Below are 19,365 nucleotides of genomic sequence, written 5' to 3' on the forward strand. Positions count from 1 at the left end.
TTGTCTATCTTTATTGTTTTCCCAAAACCTGATCAAGGTCAGCCTTAGCTACCAGGTAATCGTAGATTGATTGATTGTAAGTAAGTTGTGCCTGCGTCAGTGATACCTGCGAACTGTTAAGTTCAAGCACGGTTCCCTTACCGACTTCATAACGTTTTCCGGCAATCTGTACCGCTTTTTCAGCCTGCATCACGTTTTCTTTGTTGCTGACCACCTGCTCGGAACTGGCAGTCATATTGTTACGGTAGCTGACTACCTGCATATTCAGTTTTCTCTCCGTATCGATACGGTTCCAGTCAAGCTGGCGCATCTGGATGCGGGCCGATTTTACCTTCGTAAAGTTGCTCGCCCTATACAAAGGAATGCTCAGATTGAACATCAAAGACGAACTGTTGCTCCACGTATAATCAAAGAAATTGATGTTCGGATTATACAAAGACTGATATTGATAAGAGAAGCTCATCGACAAAGTAGGCATGAAGTTCGTTTTCAGCGACTTCACGTTCTTTTCGAGCAATTTCATATTCAGCTCGAACTGCTTCATCGTTGTATTGTTCTCCAGACTCATATCTTCTTCTTTCAACTGATTGGCAAACAGCATTGATTCGTAGTTTGTCAGATTATCGTCAGTCTTAATATCCACATCAGCCGTAATGCCCATCAACACTTTCAACTGGAGTTTTGCCAGCGTCACGGCATTGGCGGCAGAAATGACATTCGGCTTGATGCTGCGCATCTGTACTTCTGCGCTGATCTTGTCAAATTCGCTGACTGCACCTTGTTGATATTTGGCGTTCACGACATTGAAATTATCTTCTGCCAACTTATAGCTGCCTTGAAGCACTTCATAACTATCTTGTGCAAGCATCAGCTGATAATAAGCCTTGGTTACCTGATTGATCAAATCCAGTTCGGAAGCACGCGACTTCTCCACTGCCAGTTCGATATCCGTCTTTGTCATTGACATGGCCCGGTAGACTGCCGGTGCAAACAAAGGCAGGTTAATGCTCAGTCCGGCATTGGCGGTATTCGTACCATCCTGCCCCATCTTGAACGACATATCGTTCAGTTTCATTTCAGCCGCTTTGATCGTGTGATCCAATGATCCGTTTAGGCTTGCTTCGGGTAACAGGCTCTGCCATGCTTCCTTACTTGCAACTTTCTTTAAGGCAATTTCTTCTGCCGCCACCTTTATCGTAGGATTCTCATCCAACGCTATTTCCAGGGCTTTGTCCAACGTCAATGTCAGCGTATTCTGCGTTGTCTGCTCCGTCTGAGCCTTTGCAAAGCCAAACGCACAGAGAGCCATTGCCGTCAGAAGCATTTTCTTGCCTGTCAATCTTTTCAATCTGTTCATAAACTCGTTTCTATTTGATCCTTAATTGTTTGTCATCCGAACCTAGCTCCTATTGTTGCTCGACCCGGTTTTTACGATATTCTGATATAAATTCCTCTAAAACTTTGGCTCCTTTTTCCGTGGAAATGCCACGTATATAGGTAAACATGATGGATTCATATACTTCTATAAAAGGATATTCGTTGCAAATGTCCGTATTCAGCAGCACATCAAACTGCTCGCGCACCAACAGATTGACTATCTCAAAGTTGACATCCGCCCGAAAGATACCTTGCTCTACCCCCGACTTAAAGAAAGACATCGTCTTCTCCGAGTCACTTTCACTACGGTCTTTCATCATCGCATATACCTTCGGATATTTCTTTATATCCTCGAAGAAGCGCTTGTTGGTCTGATGAAAGATCTCGATGCTTTTCTGAAAGACAGCAAGTATCACCTCCAGCACATTGTTGGATTGCTCGTATATCTCCTGCAAGTATTTGTCTCTTTCAGCTTGCTTTTGCAGAATACACTCTTTCAATAATGATTCCTTATCTGCAAAAACCTCATAGAGCGTACGTTTGGAAATGCCCAATGCTGCCGCAATGTCATCCATCGTAATACACTTGATACCTTTCAAAGTAAAAGCTTCTGTCGCGGTCATTATAATCCGTTCTCTCAGCTCCGCCTTTTGGGACGCGTCTCTTCCATGCTCCATCATCACTCTTTTTAGATTTTGTTAGACTCAGTTTTCTATAAATTCACCATTTAAAGCGAAAAACGGAACAAAGATATATAGAAAACTCAATTAACAAATCAAGTTTCCTTTTATTTATAGCCCATTTGATAAATATTATCATTCATTAGAGGTATATGAAAACAAGTGTTAAGAGGAAATATAGAGCAAAAGTAAGGAATAGAGGTATATGAAGTAAAGTTTTATCGCTGTAAGAGGGAGAATAATCGGCAAATGCCGGATAAATACCGATAAGAATCGATCGTTTATCCGGCAATAACAGTCACCATTATTAACGAAAAGCGAAAAAGGAGGTTTAGTACTCTAACTTAGTCCTTTTTAAAAAAGCGACTGTTTTATGTATTTCTTTATACATCACGATGTCATCTTTCACAAAAGGCACTTCTTTCCGGTAGGCATGCAGGAAACTCTCCAGCAGCGGAGACGTTTTCAGCGGACGGCGGAAATCGATGCCCTGCGCAGCATTCATCAGTTCGATGGCAAGGATATGTTCAAGGTTGTCCATCACTTTATAAAGTTTGGTTGCGGCATTGGCCCCCATACTTACGTGGTCTTCCTGCCCGTTGGACGAAACGATGGAATCGCTCGATGCGGCATAACAGTACATTTTGTTCTGGCTGACCATAGACGCAGCAGCATATTGGGGAATCATAAAACCGGAATTCAGTCCCGGATTGGCTACCAAAAACTCCGGAAGTTCGCGAAGTCCCATAATCAATTGAGAGACACGGCGTTCGGAAATGTTTCCCAGTTCTGCCAAGGCAATGGCTAGAAAGTCATAGGAGATAGCCAACGGCTGACCGTGGAAATTTCCACCGGAAATGATTCTGTCTTCGTCAGGGAAGATCGTTGGATTGTCCGTGACGGAATTGATTTCGGTCAGCAGTACGGAGGAAACATAGCGGATAGCGTCTTTCGTAGCACCATGCACTTGCGGAATGCAACGGAAAGAGTAAGGATCCTGTACGTGCGCCTTGGGACGTTCGATCAGTTCGCTGCCTGCCAGCAGTTTACGGAAAGCCTCTCCCGTCTCGATCTGTCCGGGATGAGGGCGTATCTGCTGGATGCAATCCATAAACGGGTCGATGCGTCCGTCGAAGGCTTCGAGAGAAAGGGCGGCTATCAGGTCGGCTTTCTTGGAGAGGCGGAAGGCTTTGAGAATGGCAAATACACCGTTGGCACTCATGAACTGGGTACCGTTGAGCAGTGCAAGCCCTTCCTTGCTCATGAGCCGGACGGGTTCCCAGCCAAATTCGTCGAGCACGCTGATGGCTTCGCATTTCTTTCCTTTATAGTTGACGTCGCCCACACCGATCAAAGGAAGGAACAGATTGGCTAATGGGGCGAGATCGCCGGAAGCTCCCAAAGAACCGCGATCATAGACGATGGGCAGTACGTCGTTATTGAAAAAGTCGAGGATACGCTGCACAGTGATTAGTTGCACGCCGCTATGTCCCAACGAGAGGGCGTGGGCTTTGAGCAACATCATCAGTTTGATGATGACAGGACGGATTTCTTCGCCTACACTGCAGGCATGGCTCTTTATCAGGTTTTCCTGCAAGGTTCCCAATTCGCCGGGAGATATATTTTTAGTGCATAACGAGCCGAAGCCGGTGGTGATGCCATAAAGAGGTTCTTCGGAAGAAGCTATTTTATGGTCGAGATAATCACGGCATTTCTGAATGCGGAGCTTGGCTTCGGGAGCCAGTTCCAGCTTCAGATTCTCGTTGATGATCCGTTCGATGATTTCGAAGGTCAGTTCTCCGGAACCTATTTGATACACATTCTTGCTCATACGCGTAAGTCTTGGTTGACGGCATCCAGTAATTCTTTCTCTTTCCGGCAAGCGGTTTGCTCTATCCGGTCCGCTTCGGCTTGCAATTCTTGGACAAATTCTTTGTCTTTAAGTACCCCCAGATTAATGCGGACATTCAGCAATGCCCCCAATACGGCGGATCGTGCTGCCATCATGGCTACACAGGCGTCTGTAATAGCGTTCCGGTTTCCCAGACGGGCGATGTCTGCTATGACGGGCATCACTTCAAGTGCTTTTCGGGCAACTTCCATCGGAATGAGGGCGGCATGCCTGGTGGCTTCCTGAATGGCAGCGCTACGGACAGCTTTTTCTTCATCGGTAGCTTTGGGAAGTTTAAAACAGGCAAAAACTTCATCATAGGCTTCGGAGTCTTTATCAATCAAGGCGATGAATTCTTTTTGGAATCGGGTGGTAAGCGTCTGTGCGTGCTGCATTACTTCTTCGCTGGCTTCATATCCTTTCTTGCCGATGGTGAGTCCTGTCACCATCGTGGCCAAAGCGGAAGCCAGCGCTCCACCTAAAGCGGCAATACTGCCACCGCCGGGTACCGGATCATTGCCGGCTACCTTATCTAAGAAATCTTTTACGGTTAAATCTGCTAACATGGTATTTTATGCTTTTAGTTATCAATTGACGGGGTATAGCATACCGCCTTTAATAGTCATGATGACACAGTTCATGCCTACGTAGTATGGCAGAATGTGATAATTGTCCGAATTCAGTATGACAAAGTCACCTTGCTTGCCTACTTCGATGCTTCCGATCCGGTCTGCCCGATGAAGGGCAGCAGCTCCGTTCAGTGTAAGGGCAGTGATGGTTTCTTCGATGCTAAGTTTCATGTAAATACACGCCAAAGCAATGGTCAACGGGATGGAACCGGAGAAACAGCTTCCCGGATTCAAGTCTGTGGCAAGTGCCACGGCACAGCCGGCATCAATCATTTCACGACCGCGTGCATAAGGTTCTTTCAGTGCGAAAGCCGTCAGAGGCAGCAGGGTAGCTACTACTCCTGCGTCGGCCATTGCACGGATTCCGGCATCGGAAGCCTGAAGCAGATGATCGGCAGACAAAGCGCCCAGTTCGGCAGCCAGCTCAGCGCCACCAAAGGAAACGATTTCATCGGCATGGAGCTTTAACAGGAAGCCTTGTTCTTTGGCTGCCTGAAGGAGGCGGCGGGACTGTTCGACAGAGAAAACTCCTTGTTCGCAAAAGACATCACAACATTCGGCAAGTTCGTTCTCGCGGATAACGGGGAGCATTTCACGAATCAGAAAGTCGATGTATTCGTCTCCTCTTCCTTTATACTCTTCGGGAAGGGCGTGGGCTCCTAAGAAAGTGGATACAATGTCGATACGTTTGTGCTCGTCATTGTTCAGGCTGCGCATTATTTTCAGTTGCAGCAGCTCTGTTTCCCGATCGAGTCCATAACCGCTTTTACCTTCTACCGTGGTGACTCCCATAGCACTCATCTTCTTCAGAAAGCCTTCGGCTGCCGAGCGAAGTTTCAGGAAATTCATTTGCCGGGTAGCTTTTACGGTACTGGCTATCCCTCCGCCACGTTCCATGATGGACATATAGCTTTCGCCTTTCAGCCGCCATGAAAATTCTTCGGAACGTTCTCCGCCAAAAACAAAATGGGTATGCGAATCGACAAAGCCCGGAAGCAGGCAATGTCCCCGGGCGTTGTAATGCCAGTAATGCTGGTAGTAGCCGTCACGATCTTCGCCACGACTCTCGCCGACGTAAGTGATGATGCCTTTGGTCACTTCTACCGTTCCGTTTTCTATGATACGGAGTTGTCCCATTTCCGCACCTTTACGGGCGGAGGTTCCTGTCGGAGTGACAATACGGGCATTGAATATAATCAGGTTTTCACTCATTGATCTTTTATTATTCGGTTCTTATTAGTTCAATCATAATTCGATATAAGTTTCCGCAGCTTTATATCGGACGCACATTATTTTAATACTCCGGGTGCTATTCCATGATACGCGCTTCCAACACCTGCTGCATGGAGAAATTCTCCAGTCCTAAATAATAGGAGGCCGTATCTATCAGCGCTTCCATCGGCACCAGACCAATGATCTCACTTCCAACAATCGCCACTCCATAGCGGCGGGCCTCAATACGCACCAATTCGAAAGCACGGTAAAGGGCGGTGCGGGTGTAATCGGTCATATTAATGGATACTTGGGTGATATTCCGTTCTTTCAGTTCCACCCCCATTGCTTTGACGTAGCGGAGACCGCCGTTGATATGCCGGATATTCTTTGCTATCTTCGTGGCTATTTCAAGATTATTGGTACTCAGATTGATGTTATAAGCGACTAGCGGCATTCGGGCACCGATAGCTACCGTTCCGGCAGTGGGATGACGCTCGGCAGGACCGAAGTCGGGCTGCCATTCGGGAAGTCTGATTTTCTCCGCCATTCCTTCAAATTCTCCCTTACGGACGGAGGCCAGATTTTCCCGATGCGGAGCTGTGGCGGACTTTTCATACAGAAAGACTGGGAGATTATATAGTTCCGCCACCCGGGAAGCCACTTCTTTCGACAGGGCGACGGCTTCTTCCATCGTCGTATTCTTGATCGGAATGAAAGGAACCACATCCACCGCTCCCATGCGGGGATGCTGTCCGCTATGATGATTAAGGTCTATCAGACGGACAGCAATGCCGATAGCTTCAATGACTGCATCGCGCAAGGCTTCCGGTTCGCCAACCAAAGTGACTACCAGACGGTTATGATCTTCATCATTGCTATAATCGAGCAGCTTCACGCCGGATTTGCCACGAAAAGGGGCTACTATCTTGTCTATTTTCTCCAAATCACGTCCCTCGCTAAAGTTGGGGACACATTCGATGATCTTACTCCAATTCATATTTATTTCTCTATTTCGTTACTTTCTATTACAATGCTTCTTTTATTGTCTTTTTAATCAGCTCGTCATCAGCCAGATAAGGCATCGTTATATGATACCCTTCCGAATGTGATTCATTGAAAGCGTCACTAGTTTCCATTGCATGCGGATTGCGGGCCCACGAACGGCGGGCCACTCCGCCCATCACATCCCAAAGCATAGCCGAGCGAAGTATCTCGTCTACCCGTTCGCTGCCGTCACATACCATGCCGAAGCCGCCATTAATCGCTTTTCCGATACCGACTCCGCCGCCATTATGCAGGGCTACCAAGCTCATGCCACGCGCGCAGTTTCCGGCGAAACACTGCACGGCCATATCAGCCATGACATTACTTCCGTCTTTGATATTCGATGTCTCACGGAAAGGCGAATCGGTTCCACTCACATCATGATGATCGCGGCCCAACATGATCGGTCCTACTTCTCCCCGCCGTACCATTTCATTGAAACGGAGGGCGATATTCATTCTTCCTACGGCATCCTGATAGAGAATACGTGCCTGAGTACCTACTACCAGCCTGTTCTTTTCGGCGTCGCGTATCCAGTTATAATTATCCAGATCCTGTCCCCGGCGATTGACATCAATGCACTCCATTGCGGCACGGTCCGTTTTTATCAGATCTTCGTGCCTACCGCTCAGACATACCCATCGGAAGGGGCCATAGCCATAATCAAAGAGTTGGGGTCCCATGATATCTTCTACATAACTCGGCCATATAAATCCGTCTTTCTCATCAACTCCATTGCGGGAAATCTCTTTCACTCCGGCATCATAAATCGCTTTCATAAAGGAGTTGCCATAATCGAAGAAGTAAGTGCCGCATGCCACCAGTTTCCGGATTACCTCAAAATGGCGGCGCAAAGAAGCGTCTGCCAGACGACGGAACTGATCAGGAGATTCATGAAGAAGGCGGGTGCGCTCTTCGAAAGTCAAGCCTACGGGACAGTAGCCTCCTTCGTAAACGGCATGACAAGAGGTCTGATCGGACAAAAGTTCAATATGAATCTGCTCGCGTTCCGCATATTCCAGCAAATCAACGACGTTGCCATGATAGGCTATCGAGCAAGGTTCCCGACGTTCCATCGCTTCTTTTGCCAGGCGGAAAGCTTCCGACAGGTCCTGTGTGACATGGCCTACCCATCCCTGCCGATAACGTGTTTCGATACGGGAGCTATCGACTTCGGCTATAATAGAGGCTGCTCCGGCTATTTCGGCTGCCTTTGGCTGTGCCCCGCTCATTCCTCCCAAACCGGAAGATACGAAGAGGTGACCACGCAAATCTTTGTCCTGCGGAATGCCGAGTTTCAATCGCCCGGCGTTGAGTAATGTGTTGAAAGTGCCATGAACAATACCCTGCGGACCGATATACATCCAGCCGCCCGCCGTCATCTGCCCATAGTTGGCAACTCCCATTTGTGCGGCAATGTGCCAATCGTGCTGATTGTCGAACTGGCCTATCATCATAGAGTTGGTAATAATAACGCGGGGAGCATCGGGACGGGAACGAAACAGTCCCAACGGATGTCCGGACTCAATGACCAGTGTTTGCTCAGGAGTAAGTTCTTCGAGATATTGCTTGATCAGAAGGTATTGCATCCAGTTCTGACAAACTTGTCCGGTTTCACCATAAGTAACAAGCTCATAGGGATACAACGCGATATCAAAACAGAGATTGTTGTCAATCATTACTTGAAAGGCTTTGCCTTCCACACATTTGCCACGATATTCATCAATCGGTCTGGCTTTCAGATCGCCTGCGGGGCGGAAGCGGTATCCGTAAATTCGCCCACGGGTACGCAATTCTTCCATAAATTCAGGTGCCAGTTGCTCATGCAATTCCAAGGGGATATAGCGCAATGCATTCTTCAATGCCGTAGCTGTCTGCGCCGGCGTAAGCATATAACTACGGTCGGGGGCCCTCCGGATACCTTCTATGAAAGCTGGGTAGGGAGGTAACGTGTTGCCAAGAGTTATCTTCATAATAAGCAGAATTAAGGATTACAAACTGTAAGCAATACAGTTCTATAACTCTTCGCAATATAGAAAAAAAGAAGAGAAAAGACAAAGGTTTTGGTAGATTTATTATCAGAAAGGTATTATTTATTCTTTCTGCTGCTCACCACACAGCATTTGCAGATACTTGAAGGTATGCTTCGCTTCCTGACTGTCTTTTGTAAGGTAGGCTTTTTTCCATTCCGGATGTTTTTCCAGCAGTTGCGCCATCTTTTCTCTTCCTACAAAATCAATCTTTCCGGTCTCACCGTTCAGCTCATAGCAGACCCGTTTAGTAACCAGACTTGAAGCAGCAAGAGCATCTCCCACATTTCCGCCCAGTTTCACATCATCTTCTTCTGCAAATGTCCCACCGATTACCGACCCTAATGGCATCGCACAGAAATAGATATTTTTGCCCAACTGAACAGCCGGAGCATACCACACCCCGAAACGCATCTTTTTATAACGCAACTTACGACAGTTGATAAATAAGTCTCCTTCAGAAGTACGCACCGCAAAACAACGCTTCTTCAACTGGCGGCACATAGATTCATCATTGCCTGCCGTTATCCGGTAGTCAGCCCCGCCTGTCAATAGAATCTGGCTTCTGGAACGCTTCTCTACTCGCAACACTGCAAGGGTATCGCCATCTTGAACCATCAACTCTTTCAAGTTTGAATAAATGATATTCTGCGCAACTACCGGAAGGCTAATCACGCTTATCAGCAACCACAAAATATATCCTTTCTTCATAAGCCATCCTCCTTTCTTCATTCAACGCCTTTTCGAGTGGAAAGTTATAAATTTTAGCGCATAAATGCAAGAATGGAAAAAGAAATGTTGAAAAAAGAAGCCAAGAAGCCCCTTTCGCCTTCTTGGCACAGCACCTCTTACACACAATTATCCCGGAAGCAAGTCAATCGTCCCCGAAGTTTGTTTACTCATGAAATACGGTTTATGGTTCTTTTTATAATCTTATCTTGTCTTTTTTCATCCGGAATATCAGGCGTTAATACCTGAGTCGTCAGGGTTGACTAAAAAGTCGGTAGTATCTCCAATTCCCCTCCCTTCGGGAAGGAGAAGATTTAAGATACTACCGACTTTTTAGTCAGCCCCATATCAACTATGAAAGAATAAGCTCCCGGGAACAACAGCAAATGAACGATTCATTATGCTATTATGCAGGCATGATTAATATATTCCGTCAGTAACAATAAATCGTTTCACGTACATGCTCCCATCAGTCCACGTACGTAAACTATTGAGCTCACATACGTGAACCGAACAGATCACGGACGTGAAACGAAAATATGAAACGAACAAAATATATTAGTCAAACCTTGTTTACAGGTTAAGGTTGCCGAGTCTTGTCTTAATATAGGCGGCATACAGGAAGTAATATATGGCATAAACAACGTACATTCATGCCTAAAAGGGAGTTCTTAACATAAATAGGCAAAGGCTTTAAAACAGTGCGCTTACCACTGATAATCAGCAAATTAACCGTATTGTCTATTAAAAACAGGTGATAATAGAAAGCAGAAAAACATCTATTATCACCTTATTATCACCGGTTATTATCACCATTACTTGACTAATTATAAGACACTTATCACGCAAAGGTGACAAGTGACAATAACAAAGTGTGTTTATTTCCTATGTAACTTTACTCTAAACCATCACAACTTGCTTCATCACCGATTACTGAATGACCGTTAATAAAGAGTAAATCTGCTCTTTACAAAAACACGCTCCCATTCTGCCTTTTACGAATTATATTACCTTTGTCCGAAAAGCAATATAATCGTATGGAAAAACAAGAAAATATTATAGCAACCTATCAACAAATCATTCAGGAAACAGAACAACAACTACAAAAAGCGCGGAAACGCATTCGCTATATCAGCCTTCTGAGACTGATCTTATTCGTAGAAGCAGTAGCCTCCGCTATTATTTTTTGGTCTGATGGATGGTTAAAGCTCATCGTCTTTACCGTAATTCCCATCATCGCTTTCATTTGGCTGGTGCAAAGCCACAACCGATGGTTTTACTGGAAAGATTATCTCAAAAAGAAAATAGAAATCAATCAGCAGGAACTACGAGCACTGCAATATGACTTTTCCGACTTCGACAACGGAAAGGAATACATCGATCCGTCTCATCTCTATACTTTCGACTTGGACATATTTGGCGAGCACTCACTATTCCAGTATATCAATCGTACTTCGACCCCCATCGGCAAACAGCGTCTTGCCAACTGGTTCAATGCACATCTGGAAGAAAAAGAAGCTATCGAACAACGTCAGGAAGCGATTCGGGAACTATCTTCAGAACTTGAGTTTCGACAACAATTCCGCCTGCTCGGATTACTTTATAAAGGCAAGCCATCCGACACCTCTGAAATTAAAGAATGGGTCAACAGTCCGAGCGACTATCGGAAACACGCTTTCCTCCGTATCCTCCCGACAGCAGTAGGTATTATAAACCTCCTGTGTATCGGCGCAACGATTCTGGGATTTCTCCCTGCAAGCATCAGCGGGATAGTATTTGCATGCTTTGTCGTATTCAGTTTTATCTTCTCAAAAGGAATAACCAAAATACAAGCGACGTATGGCGAAAAACTACAAATTCTGTCTACTTACGCCGACCAGATTCTCATCACCGAGAAAAAAGAGATGCACAGCCCTGCATTGCAACAACTGAAAGCCGAACTTACAAGCCAAAATCAAACAGCTTCCCAGTCCGTACATCGCCTTGCTAAACTCATGAATGCACTCGACCAGCGAGGTAATCTGCTAATGAGCACCATCTTGAACGGCCTCCTATTTTGGGAACTCCGCCAAGTCATGCAAATCGAGAAATGGAAAGAAGCACACTCCGCAGATCTTCCCCGCTGGATCGAAGCTATCGGAGCAATTGATGCTTATTGTTCTCTTGCAACATTCTCATACAACCATCCGGATTACATCTATCCTCAAATAACTTCTCAGTCTTTCCATCTGCAAGCCGAAGCCTTAGGGCATCCGCTCATGAACCGCAATAAATGTGTCCGCAATGGAATCGATATGGAGAAACGCCCGTTCTTTATCATTATTACCGGCGCCAACATGGCAGGCAAAAGTACTTACCTGCGCACCGTAGGTGTCAACTACCTCTTGGCTTGCATTGGTGCTCCTGTATGGGCTGCGAAAATGGAAATATTTCCCGCTCGTCTTGTCACCAGCCTCCGGACAAGTGATTCACTCACCGACAACGAATCTTACTTCTTCGCCGAACTCAAACGACTGAAACTAATCATTGATAAACTCAAAGCCGGAGAAGAATTATTTATCATCCTTGATGAAATTCTGAAAGGAACTAACTCTATGGATAAACAGAAAGGTTCTTTTGCCTTAATCAAACAGTTCATGAGCATGGATGCCAATGGTATTATCGCTACTCATGACCTACTGCTAGGCACACTAATAGATGCTTTTCCACAAAATATCCGGAATTATTGTTTCGAAGCGGACATTACCAACAACGAACTGACATTTTCATACCAGATGAGAAGCGGAGTCGCACAGAACATGAATGCGTGCTTCTTAATGAAAAAAATGGGGATTGCCGTCATCGACGGTTAATCCCCACATGTCAAATTATTCCTTAAAGCCTGCTTGTATCTAAGCTATTAAGACATAGAAGTGCGATATTCAGTAATTATCAATCCATTATCCATTTATCCCTGCATCCCTGCACTTGACTATCTTAGAAATGATCTTCTGATGAATGACAATTCGCCATCAACATGAATACCATTTGGCATTAAGCACTTTAATTCAATTGACTTTTAGTCAGAAACGCAGCAACAGCTGCAGCTGCATCATTGGTAAAATAATGCACAGCAGTCACCGGCTGATATGTATAAGGTACAAACTGGAATAGCTGTACAGCTGCAAATTTATTATCAGCAGATAGTATCACGTCCATACGTATATTACCACTTGCCTCACTCTTTATCTTTGAATCCGCAGAAAATGAACCGGAATTAACAAGGTCAGTCAACTTGTCCATATGCTTCAGATCAAAGAAAATACTACGCTCTTTCGCTATGCTTCCTGTCGGTACATAGACCACTTCTTTTGACTTCCAGAAAAGCCGGAATATACCTAAAAGGAACAATCCTGTTCCAAAGACCATCAGAGCCATACTGACAGTAGACGATTTATCTTCCAGTTCAAAAGTAGAAGCAAAAGATAAAATACCAATCAGTAACATTACACAAGAAATTAAAAGACCGGAGATACTCGTACGTTTAGCGATATCGGGATGTGAAGATGCAAATATAGTAGCATCAATAGCTTGAGTTGCCATAATATTGAAGTTTAAATTATTAGTAAAAATATGAAGATAATAAAGACTGACCGGCACTATATAATTAACGCCAGCAATCCGTAAAATAATACCAATAAATAAACGTCTAAATAATAATATGCCTTAAAGTAAATACATAATATTCACTTGCAGGCTGGCAATAATAGGAAGTTGTAGTATTATAAATCCTTCCCCAATGCTGTGACAGCGAGTTATCACGGTCTGCACAACATTGCAGCACATTTCTCAGAGAAGAGAAGTATTCACCGATTTGCACACGTTGGATGCGTGTCACCGATATCTGATGGCTTTGCAAATTAGTTAATTCAGCCACAGGAAGATAAGGAGATTCTGGAGCATTAATCTGCCCCTGCGGTTTCATAGAATATGTAACAGCATGCTCTGGTTGTTCCACCTGCTTTTCAGTGAAAACATTGCCTGCGACCCCATGAAGGGCAACCGCCAGCAACAGAAACAATATTACCTTTACAAATTTTGCCATATTCTCCTGCAAATATAACAGATAATTCTTATGAAAAGTTCATTCGGTAAATCTTTTAATGTATCTTAGGATAACTAAAACATAAGGATACAAAAAAGGCTACCCGTATGAGTAGCCTTTTTTATATGTATAAGAATAACTGTAAAATTATTCAGCTGATTCAGCTTTTGGTTCTTCAGTTGCAGGAGCTTCAACTGCAGCAGGAGCAGCAGCTTCGGCACTCTTCTTAGAACGACGAGTACGAGTAGCTTTCTTAGCAACTTTTTCTTTAGCCATGTTTTCATTGTAGTCAACCAACTCAATGAAACACATTTCTGCATTATCACCTAAACGGTTACCAGTCTTGATGATACGAGTATAACCACCCGGACGGTCAGCAATCTTAACCGAGATTTCTTTGAACAATTCTGTTACTGCAATCTTATCTTGCAGGTTGCTAAATACAACACGACGAGAATTCGTAGTATCTTCTTTAGACTTTGTAATCAAAGGCTCAACAAACTTCTTCAAAGCTTTTGCCTTTGCCACAGTCGTAGTGATTCTTTTGTGCTTGATCAAGGAGCAAGCCATGTTAGATAACATAGCGCTTCTGTGAGAAGCAGTACGACCTAAATGATTGAATTTTTTATTATGTCTCATTTTTTATTCTTTATCTAATTTATATTTAGAAATGTCGGTTCCAAACGATAGATTCAGACTTTCCAGCAAATCATCAAGCTCGGTAAGCGATTTCTTTCCGAAGTTTCTGAACTTCAACAGGTCAGTTTTGTTGAATTGTACCAAGTCGCCGAGAGTTTCTACATCAGCAGCCTTCAAACAGTTGAGGGCACGAACTGACAAGTCCATATCAACAAGCTTAGTCTTCAACAGCTGACGCATATGCAATACTTCTTCGTCAAACTCTTCATTGCCATCAGTATCGTTACTTTCAAGCGTGATCTTCTCATCAGAGAACAACATGAAGTGGTAGATCAGAATTTTTGCAGCTTCTTTCAGCGCTTCCTTCGGGTGTATAGAACCGTCGGTACTAATCTCAAGCACTAGCTTTTCGTAGTCAGTCTTCTGTTCTACACGGAAGTTTTCTACAGCATACTTGACATTACGTATCGGTGTATAAATAGAGTCGATTGGAATTACATTAACATCCGTGCAATATTCGCGATTTTCATCAGCAGGAACATATCCACGACCTTTGTTAATAGTAATATCAATCTGCATAGTTGCCTTAGAATCTAAATGACAAATAACTAATTCCGGATTTAACACTTCAAATCCAGTCAAATACTTACCTATGTCACCTGCTTTAAATTCACTTGAATTCTCGACAGTGATGCTCACTTTTTCGCTCTCGAATTCTTCAACTACTTGCTTGAATCTCACTTGTTTCAGATTCAAGATAATGTTGGTAACATCCTCTTTTACTCCAGGTACACTAGAAAATTCATGCTCCACACCATCTATTCTGATAGTAGTGATAGCAAAACCCTCTAATGAAGAGAGCAGGATACGGCGTAATGCATTACCTACGGTAATACCAAACCCCGGTTCCAACGGACGAAATTCGAATTTACCGAATCTGGAGTCCGCCTCCAACATTAATACTTTATCAGGTTTTTGAAATGCTAATATCGCCATGAAATTAATTATTATTTAGAATACAATTCAACGATCAAATGTTCTTTAATGTTCTCAGGAATGTCTGCTCTTTCAGGTATATGCAACATTTTACCGACCTTAGAAGTTTCATCCCACTCCAACCAAGCGTATTTGCTGTGATTGAAACCTGCAAGAGAGTTAGCAATTACTTCCAAAGATTTAGATCTTTCACGAACACCAATCAATTGTCCTGGTTTTACTGCGAATGAAGGAATGTTTACCACTTCACCATCTACAGTAATATGCTTGTGACTAACCAACTGACGAGCAGCAGCACGTGTAGGAGCAATACCCAAACGGAATACTACGTTGTCAAGACGGCCTTCCAGCAATTGAAGAAGCACCTCACCGGTAATACCTTTAGCGGTAGCGGCTTTTTCAAACAAATTGCGGAATTGTTTTTCTAAAACTCCATAAGTGTATTTCGCTTTCTGCTTTTCACGAAGTTGCACACCATATTCAGAAGTTTTTCTTTTTCTTGAATTTCCGTGTTGTCCGGGAGGATAGTTCTTCTTTGACAAAACTTTATCAGCTCCAAAGATGCCTTCACCGAATTTACGGGCTATTCTTGATTTTGGTCCAGTATATCTAGCCATTTCTTTTAAATATTTAATTGTTTATTCATGAACTCAATTTGTTGCAGCCGCGATTGCAGAGAAGAAATTATTGCAATCCAAAAACAAAATCAAGATCATTTTAAGTTAAAGGTAAATTAAACTCTACGTCTTTTCGGAGGACGACAACCATTGTGTGGAAGCGGAGTTACGTCGATGATCTCTGTAACCTCAATACCAGCTCCGTGGATAGTTCTAATAGCAGACTCACGTCCGTTACCTGGACCCTTCACATATGCTTTTACCTTTCTCAGGCCAAGATCAAATGCAATTTTTGCACAATCCTGGGCAGCCATCTGAGCTGCATAAGGAGTATTCTTTTTTGAACCTCTAAATCCCATCTTTCCTGCAGATGACCAAGAGATAATCTGCCCTTCACTGTTTGCAAGAGAAACAATAATATTGTTGAAAGATGAATGAACGTGTAACTGTCCATTAGCGTCTACTTTCACATTTCTCTTCTTAGCTGCAACTGTTTTTTTTGCCATATCAACAATTATTATTTAGTAGCTTTTTTCTTATTAGCAACGGTTTTCTTTCTACCCTTACGAGTACGTGCATTGTTCTTAGTGCTCTGACCTCTAACCGGCAGACCAATACGATGACGTACACCACGGTAACAACCAATATCCATTAATCGCTTAATGTTCAATTGGATTTCAGAACGAAGATCACCTTCTACTTTATACTCTGCACCGATAATCTCACGAATCTTAGCAGCTTGATCATCTGTCCAGTCTTTAACCTTCAGATCTTTATCTACACCAGCTTTATCTAAAATTTTTGCTGAACTACTGCGACCTATTCCATATACATAGGTCAACGCAATTTCACCTCTTTTATTCTGAGGTAAATCTACACCAACTATTCTTATAGCCATATACTAAATTATTTTTTTTGCAAAAATAACAAATTATCCTTGACGTTGTTTATACTTAGGATTTTTCTTGTTAATAACATACAAACGGCCATTACGTCTAACGATCTTACATTCTGGCGTGCGTTTCTTTAATGATGCTCTTACTTTCATATCTTAATTTTATTTATATCTAAACACAATTCTTCCTTTCGATAAGTCGTAAGGAGACATTTCGACTCTCACTTTATCTCCCGGCAAGATCTTGATGTAATGCATACGCATCTTACCTGAAATATGTGCAGTAATCTCATGTCCGTTTTCTAATTCAACACGAAACATTGCATTAGACAATGCTTCAACTATAACTCCATCTTGTTCTATTGCAGATTGCTTTGCCATATTATATTGCTTTATCTCCTAAAACTTCTTCTATGAATTTGAATGAAGACAAAATATCAGCCTCACCAGCTCCAACAGCTACCGTATGCTCAAAGTGCGCAGCACATTTACGATCTCTGGTCCTCACAGTCCATCCGTCACCTTCCATAATCACTTGTCTGTCTCCCAACGTTATCATCGGCTCAATTGCAATGCAAAGACCTCTTTTCATCAAAGGACCATATCCTCTTTTACCATAATTAGGTACCTGGGGATCTTCGTGCATTTCCTTACCGATGCCGTGACCGACAAACTCACGCACTACACCATAAGAATGAGACTCACAATATTGCTGAATAGCATATCCGATATCTCCGATTCTTTTTCCATGTACTGCATTCTGAATACCGATATATAACGCTTCTTTAGTTACCTTCAACAAGGTACGAATTTCTTCGTCTACCTCTCCTACACAAAAAGTATAAGCAGAATCTCCACAAAAACCATTCATATAAGTTCCGCAATCCACAGATACGATATCGCCGTCTTTCAGAACAATATCCCCCGGGATTCCATGTACTACCTGCTCATTTACAGAAGTACAGATGGATGCAGGAAACGGGTCTCCATATTGATTCGGGAATCCTTTAAAAGTTGGAGTTGCCCCATTATCTCTAATGAATTCTTCAGCAACTTTATCCAACTCACGTGTAGTTACACCAGGCTTCACCACTTTAGCAACCTCAGCTAGAGTTCTACCGACAAGCAGGTTACTCTGACGGAGCAATTCTATTTCATCTTCTGTCTTAAGAAATATCATTTCTATTCTAAAGAATTAATATGCCGCTACACCAGCGCGTCCCTTAATACGACCTGATTTCAACAGACCATCATAATGTCTCATCAACAAATGACTTTCAACCTGTTGCAGTGTATCAAGAACAACACCTACAAGAATTAACAAAGATGTACCGCCGAAGAATTGAGCAAATCCAGCTTGAACCCCAAATATACCAGCAAAAGCAGGCATAATAGCAACCAATGCCAAGAAGAAAGAACCCGGTAAAGTAATACGAGACATGATATCATCAATATACTCTGCTGTTTTCTTTCCCGGTTTGATACCAGGGATGAAACCATTATTTCTCTTCATATCCTCAGCCATCTGAGTCGGATTGATTGTAATTGCAGTATAGAAATATGTAAATAATATAATCATTACCGCAAAAACAAAATTATACCAGAAACTTGTATGATCTGTAAACGCATGCAAGAAACCACCTGCGTTATTTACATTATTGGAAAAACCGATAAATGTAATTGGAATAAACATGATTGCCTGAGCAAAGATTATAGGCATTACACCAGCAGCATTCACCTTCAAAGGAATATACTGTCTTGCACCACCATATTGTTTATTACCTACAATTCTTTTAGCATATTGTACAGGAATCTTTCTTGTACCTTGTACCAACAAGATTGCAGCACCAATTACTAACAATAAGAATACGACTTCAATTATAAACATAATCAGACCACCACTCTTATTTGCTACTCTGGATACAACTTCTTGTATCAAAGCATCAGGGAAACGAGCGATAATACCGATCAGGATGATAAATGAAATACCGTTACCAATACCTTTATCAGTTATTCTTTCACCAAGCCACAAAATAAACATACTACCTGCTGCCAAAATAATGGTAGAGGTAACCATAAACAGAGTCCAATCTAATGAAGCATTTAAGGAAGGGCCAGCCTGCATTTTAAGATTGAGCAAATAAGAAGGGGCCTGAACTAACAATATAGCAATCGTCAGATAACGAGTATATTGATTCATTTTTCTTCTGCCGCTCTCACCTTCGCGCTGCAACTTCTGGAAATACGGCACAGCGATTCCCAATAGCTGAATAACGATAGATGCAGAGATATAAGGCATGATTCCTAATGCAAAAATAGAGGCATTAGAAAATGCTCCTCCAGAGAACATATTTAACAAGGCTAAAAGGCCTTCACTTGTTTGTTCGTGCAATTTTGCCAGCATTGCCGGATTAATACCCGGTAATACGACATATGATCCGAAACGGTAAATTGCCACAAACAATATGGTGATGAGGATCCGCTGTCTCAGATCCTCAATCTTCCATATATTCTTTAATGTTTCAATAGCTTTTCTCAT

Annotated in this window: 20 protein-coding genes; 1 reads left to right on the top strand and 19 read right to left on the bottom strand. The window is 43.1% G+C overall.

What is annotated here, in order from left to right; genetic code table 11:
* Positions 1-10 precede the first annotated feature (10 nt).
* From BT_RS13590 to BT_RS13625, 8 genes are all read right to left on the bottom strand, one after another.
* Positions 11-1,357: a TolC family protein gene (locus tag BT_RS13590; RefSeq protein WP_008762063.1), complete on the bottom strand. Its 1,347-nt coding sequence runs from the start codon at positions 1,355-1,357 to the stop codon at positions 11-13.
* A 49-nt stretch (positions 1,358-1,406) separates the two neighbouring features.
* On the bottom strand, positions 1,407-2,057 hold the full coding sequence (locus tag BT_RS13595; RefSeq protein ID WP_008765448.1) for a TetR/AcrR family transcriptional regulator: 651 nt from the start codon (positions 2,055-2,057) through the stop codon (positions 1,407-1,409).
* Between the two features lie 331 nt (positions 2,058-2,388).
* Positions 2,389-3,888 carry a histidine ammonia-lyase gene (gene hutH / locus BT_RS13600; RefSeq protein WP_011108449.1) on the bottom strand — a complete coding sequence of 500 codons (1,500 nt, stop codon included), beginning with the start codon at positions 3,886-3,888 and terminating at the stop codon, positions 2,389-2,391.
* Positions 3,885-4,514 (bottom strand): cyclodeaminase/cyclohydrolase family protein, encoded by a 630-nt coding sequence (locus BT_RS13605; protein ID WP_011108450.1) that lies wholly within the window; start codon positions 4,512-4,514, stop codon positions 3,885-3,887. The genes hutH and BT_RS13605 overlap by 4 nt, the downstream gene beginning before the upstream one ends.
* A 21-nt stretch (positions 4,515-4,535) precedes the next feature.
* On the bottom strand, positions 4,536-5,789 hold the full coding sequence (gene hutI / locus BT_RS13610) for an imidazolonepropionase (RefSeq protein WP_011108451.1): 1,254 nt from the start codon (positions 5,787-5,789) through the stop codon (positions 4,536-4,538).
* Positions 5,790-5,886: 97 nt separating this feature from the next.
* Positions 5,887-6,789 (bottom strand): glutamate formimidoyltransferase, encoded by a 903-nt coding sequence (gene ftcD / locus BT_RS13615; protein ID WP_008765436.1) that lies wholly within the window; start codon positions 6,787-6,789, stop codon positions 5,887-5,889.
* Between the two features lie 28 nt (positions 6,790-6,817).
* Positions 6,818-8,809, bottom strand: a complete 1,992-nt coding sequence (locus BT_RS13620; protein WP_008765435.1) for a urocanate hydratase — start codon at positions 8,807-8,809, stop codon at positions 6,818-6,820.
* A gap of 120 nt (positions 8,810-8,929) precedes the next feature.
* A complete protein-coding gene (locus BT_RS13625) occupies positions 8,930-9,577 on the bottom strand; it encodes a DUF6563 family protein (RefSeq protein WP_032840865.1) in 648 nt (215 codons plus the stop codon).
* A 1,055-nt stretch (positions 9,578-10,632) separates the two neighbouring features.
* Here BT_RS13625 and BT_RS13630 point away from each other — a divergent pair.
* A complete protein-coding gene (locus BT_RS13630; RefSeq protein WP_008765433.1) occupies positions 10,633-12,447 on the top strand; it encodes a MutS family DNA mismatch repair protein in 1,815 nt (604 codons plus the stop codon).
* A 190-nt stretch (positions 12,448-12,637) separates the two neighbouring features.
* On the opposite strand, the gene BT_RS13635 is transcribed toward BT_RS13630, so the two are convergent.
* The 11 genes from BT_RS13635 to secY all read right to left on the bottom strand — a co-directional run bounded on the left by BT_RS13635 (position 12,638) and on the right by secY (position 19,365).
* Positions 12,638-13,177, bottom strand: a complete 540-nt coding sequence (locus BT_RS13635) for a hypothetical protein (protein ID WP_008765432.1) — start codon at positions 13,175-13,177, stop codon at positions 12,638-12,640.
* Between the two features lie 106 nt (positions 13,178-13,283).
* On the bottom strand, positions 13,284-13,679 hold the full coding sequence (locus tag BT_RS13640; protein WP_008765431.1) for a hypothetical protein: 396 nt from the start codon (positions 13,677-13,679) through the stop codon (positions 13,284-13,286).
* 147 nt (positions 13,680-13,826) lie between these two features.
* The gene (gene rplQ, locus BT_RS13645) at positions 13,827-14,318 is read right to left on the bottom strand and encodes a 50S ribosomal protein L17 (protein WP_008762052.1); all 492 of its coding nucleotides are present in this window, start codon (positions 14,316-14,318) and stop codon (positions 13,827-13,829) included.
* Positions 14,319-14,321: 3 nt separating this feature from the next.
* Positions 14,322-15,314, bottom strand: a complete 993-nt coding sequence (locus BT_RS13650) for a DNA-directed RNA polymerase subunit alpha (RefSeq protein WP_008762051.1) — start codon at positions 15,312-15,314, stop codon at positions 14,322-14,324.
* Positions 15,315-15,325: 11 nt separating this feature from the next.
* On the bottom strand, positions 15,326-15,931 hold the full coding sequence (gene rpsD / locus BT_RS13655; protein WP_008762050.1) for a 30S ribosomal protein S4: 606 nt from the start codon (positions 15,929-15,931) through the stop codon (positions 15,326-15,328).
* A 116-nt stretch (positions 15,932-16,047) separates the two neighbouring features.
* Positions 16,048-16,437, bottom strand: a complete 390-nt coding sequence (gene rpsK, locus BT_RS13660) for a 30S ribosomal protein S11 (RefSeq protein WP_004296327.1) — start codon at positions 16,435-16,437, stop codon at positions 16,048-16,050.
* Positions 16,438-16,448: 11 nt separating this feature from the next.
* Entirely contained in the window at positions 16,449-16,829 is a 381-nt protein-coding gene (rpsM, locus tag BT_RS13665; RefSeq protein ID WP_004296328.1) for a 30S ribosomal protein S13, read from the bottom strand.
* Between the two features lie 33 nt (positions 16,830-16,862).
* A complete protein-coding gene (gene ykgO, locus BT_RS13670) occupies positions 16,863-16,979 on the bottom strand; it encodes a type B 50S ribosomal protein L36 (RefSeq protein WP_002558051.1) in 117 nt (38 codons plus the stop codon).
* Positions 16,980-16,988: 9 nt separating this feature from the next.
* Complete coding sequence (gene infA, locus BT_RS13675; RefSeq protein ID WP_002558052.1) at positions 16,989-17,207, bottom strand: translation initiation factor IF-1; 219 nt, start codon at positions 17,205-17,207, stop codon at positions 16,989-16,991.
* 1 nt (position 17,208) lies between these two features.
* Entirely contained in the window at positions 17,209-18,006 is a 798-nt protein-coding gene (gene map, locus BT_RS13680) for a type I methionyl aminopeptidase (protein WP_011108453.1), read from the bottom strand.
* Positions 18,007-18,021: 15 nt separating this feature from the next.
* Entirely contained in the window at positions 18,022-19,365 is a 1,344-nt protein-coding gene (gene secY / locus BT_RS13685; protein WP_008762047.1) for a preprotein translocase subunit SecY, read from the bottom strand.

It is taken from the genome of Bacteroides thetaiotaomicron VPI-5482 (assembly GCF_000011065.1).
Lineage (GTDB): Bacteria > Bacteroidota > Bacteroidia > Bacteroidales > Bacteroidaceae > Bacteroides > Bacteroides thetaiotaomicron.

Excerpts from the sequence above, each read along its gene's own strand:
- BT_RS13590 (WP_008762063.1), bottom strand. The coding sequence starts at position 1,357 with ATGAACAGATTGAAAAGATTGACAGGCAAGAAAATGCTTCTGACGGCA.
- BT_RS13595 (WP_008765448.1), bottom strand. The coding sequence starts at position 2,057 with ATGATGGAGCATGGAAGAGACGCGTCCCAAAAGGCGGAGCTGAGAGAA.
- hutH (WP_011108449.1), bottom strand. The coding sequence starts at position 3,888 with ATGAGCAAGAATGTGTATCAAATAGGTTCCGGAGAACTGACCTTCGAA.
- BT_RS13605 (WP_011108450.1), bottom strand. The coding sequence starts at position 4,514 with ATGTTAGCAGATTTAACCGTAAAAGATTTCTTAGATAAGGTAGCCGGC.
- hutI (WP_011108451.1), bottom strand. The coding sequence starts at position 5,789 with ATGAGTGAAAACCTGATTATATTCAATGCCCGTATTGTCACTCCGACA.
- ftcD (WP_008765436.1), bottom strand. The coding sequence starts at position 6,789 with ATGAATTGGAGTAAGATCATCGAATGTGTCCCCAACTTTAGCGAGGGA.
- BT_RS13620 (WP_008765435.1), bottom strand. The coding sequence starts at position 8,809 with ATGAAGATAACTCTTGGCAACACGTTACCTCCCTACCCAGCTTTCATA.
- BT_RS13625 (WP_032840865.1), bottom strand. The coding sequence starts at position 9,577 with ATGAAGAAAGGATATATTTTGTGGTTGCTGATAAGCGTGATTAGCCTT.
- BT_RS13630 (WP_008765433.1), top strand. The coding sequence starts at position 10,633 with ATGGAAAAACAAGAAAATATTATAGCAACCTATCAACAAATCATTCAG.
- BT_RS13635 (WP_008765432.1), bottom strand. The coding sequence starts at position 13,177 with ATGGCAACTCAAGCTATTGATGCTACTATATTTGCATCTTCACATCCC.
- BT_RS13640 (WP_008765431.1), bottom strand. The coding sequence starts at position 13,679 with ATGGCAAAATTTGTAAAGGTAATATTGTTTCTGTTGCTGGCGGTTGCC.
- rplQ (WP_008762052.1), bottom strand. The coding sequence starts at position 14,318 with ATGAGACATAATAAAAAATTCAATCATTTAGGTCGTACTGCTTCTCAC.
- BT_RS13650 (WP_008762051.1), bottom strand. The coding sequence starts at position 15,314 with ATGGCGATATTAGCATTTCAAAAACCTGATAAAGTATTAATGTTGGAG.
- rpsD (WP_008762050.1), bottom strand. The coding sequence starts at position 15,931 with ATGGCTAGATATACTGGACCAAAATCAAGAATAGCCCGTAAATTCGGT.
- rpsK (WP_004296327.1), bottom strand. The coding sequence starts at position 16,437 with ATGGCAAAAAAAACAGTTGCAGCTAAGAAGAGAAATGTGAAAGTAGAC.
- rpsM (WP_004296328.1), bottom strand. The coding sequence starts at position 16,829 with ATGGCTATAAGAATAGTTGGTGTAGATTTACCTCAGAATAAAAGAGGT.
- ykgO (WP_002558051.1), bottom strand. The coding sequence starts at position 16,979 with ATGAAAGTAAGAGCATCATTAAAGAAACGCACGCCAGAATGTAAGATC.
- infA (WP_002558052.1), bottom strand. The coding sequence starts at position 17,207 with ATGGCAAAGCAATCTGCAATAGAACAAGATGGAGTTATAGTTGAAGCA.
- map (WP_011108453.1), bottom strand. The coding sequence starts at position 18,006 with ATGATATTTCTTAAGACAGAAGATGAAATAGAATTGCTCCGTCAGAGT.
- secY (WP_008762047.1), bottom strand. The coding sequence starts at position 19,365 with ATGAGAAAAGCTATTGAAACATTAAAGAATATATGGAAGATTGAGGAT.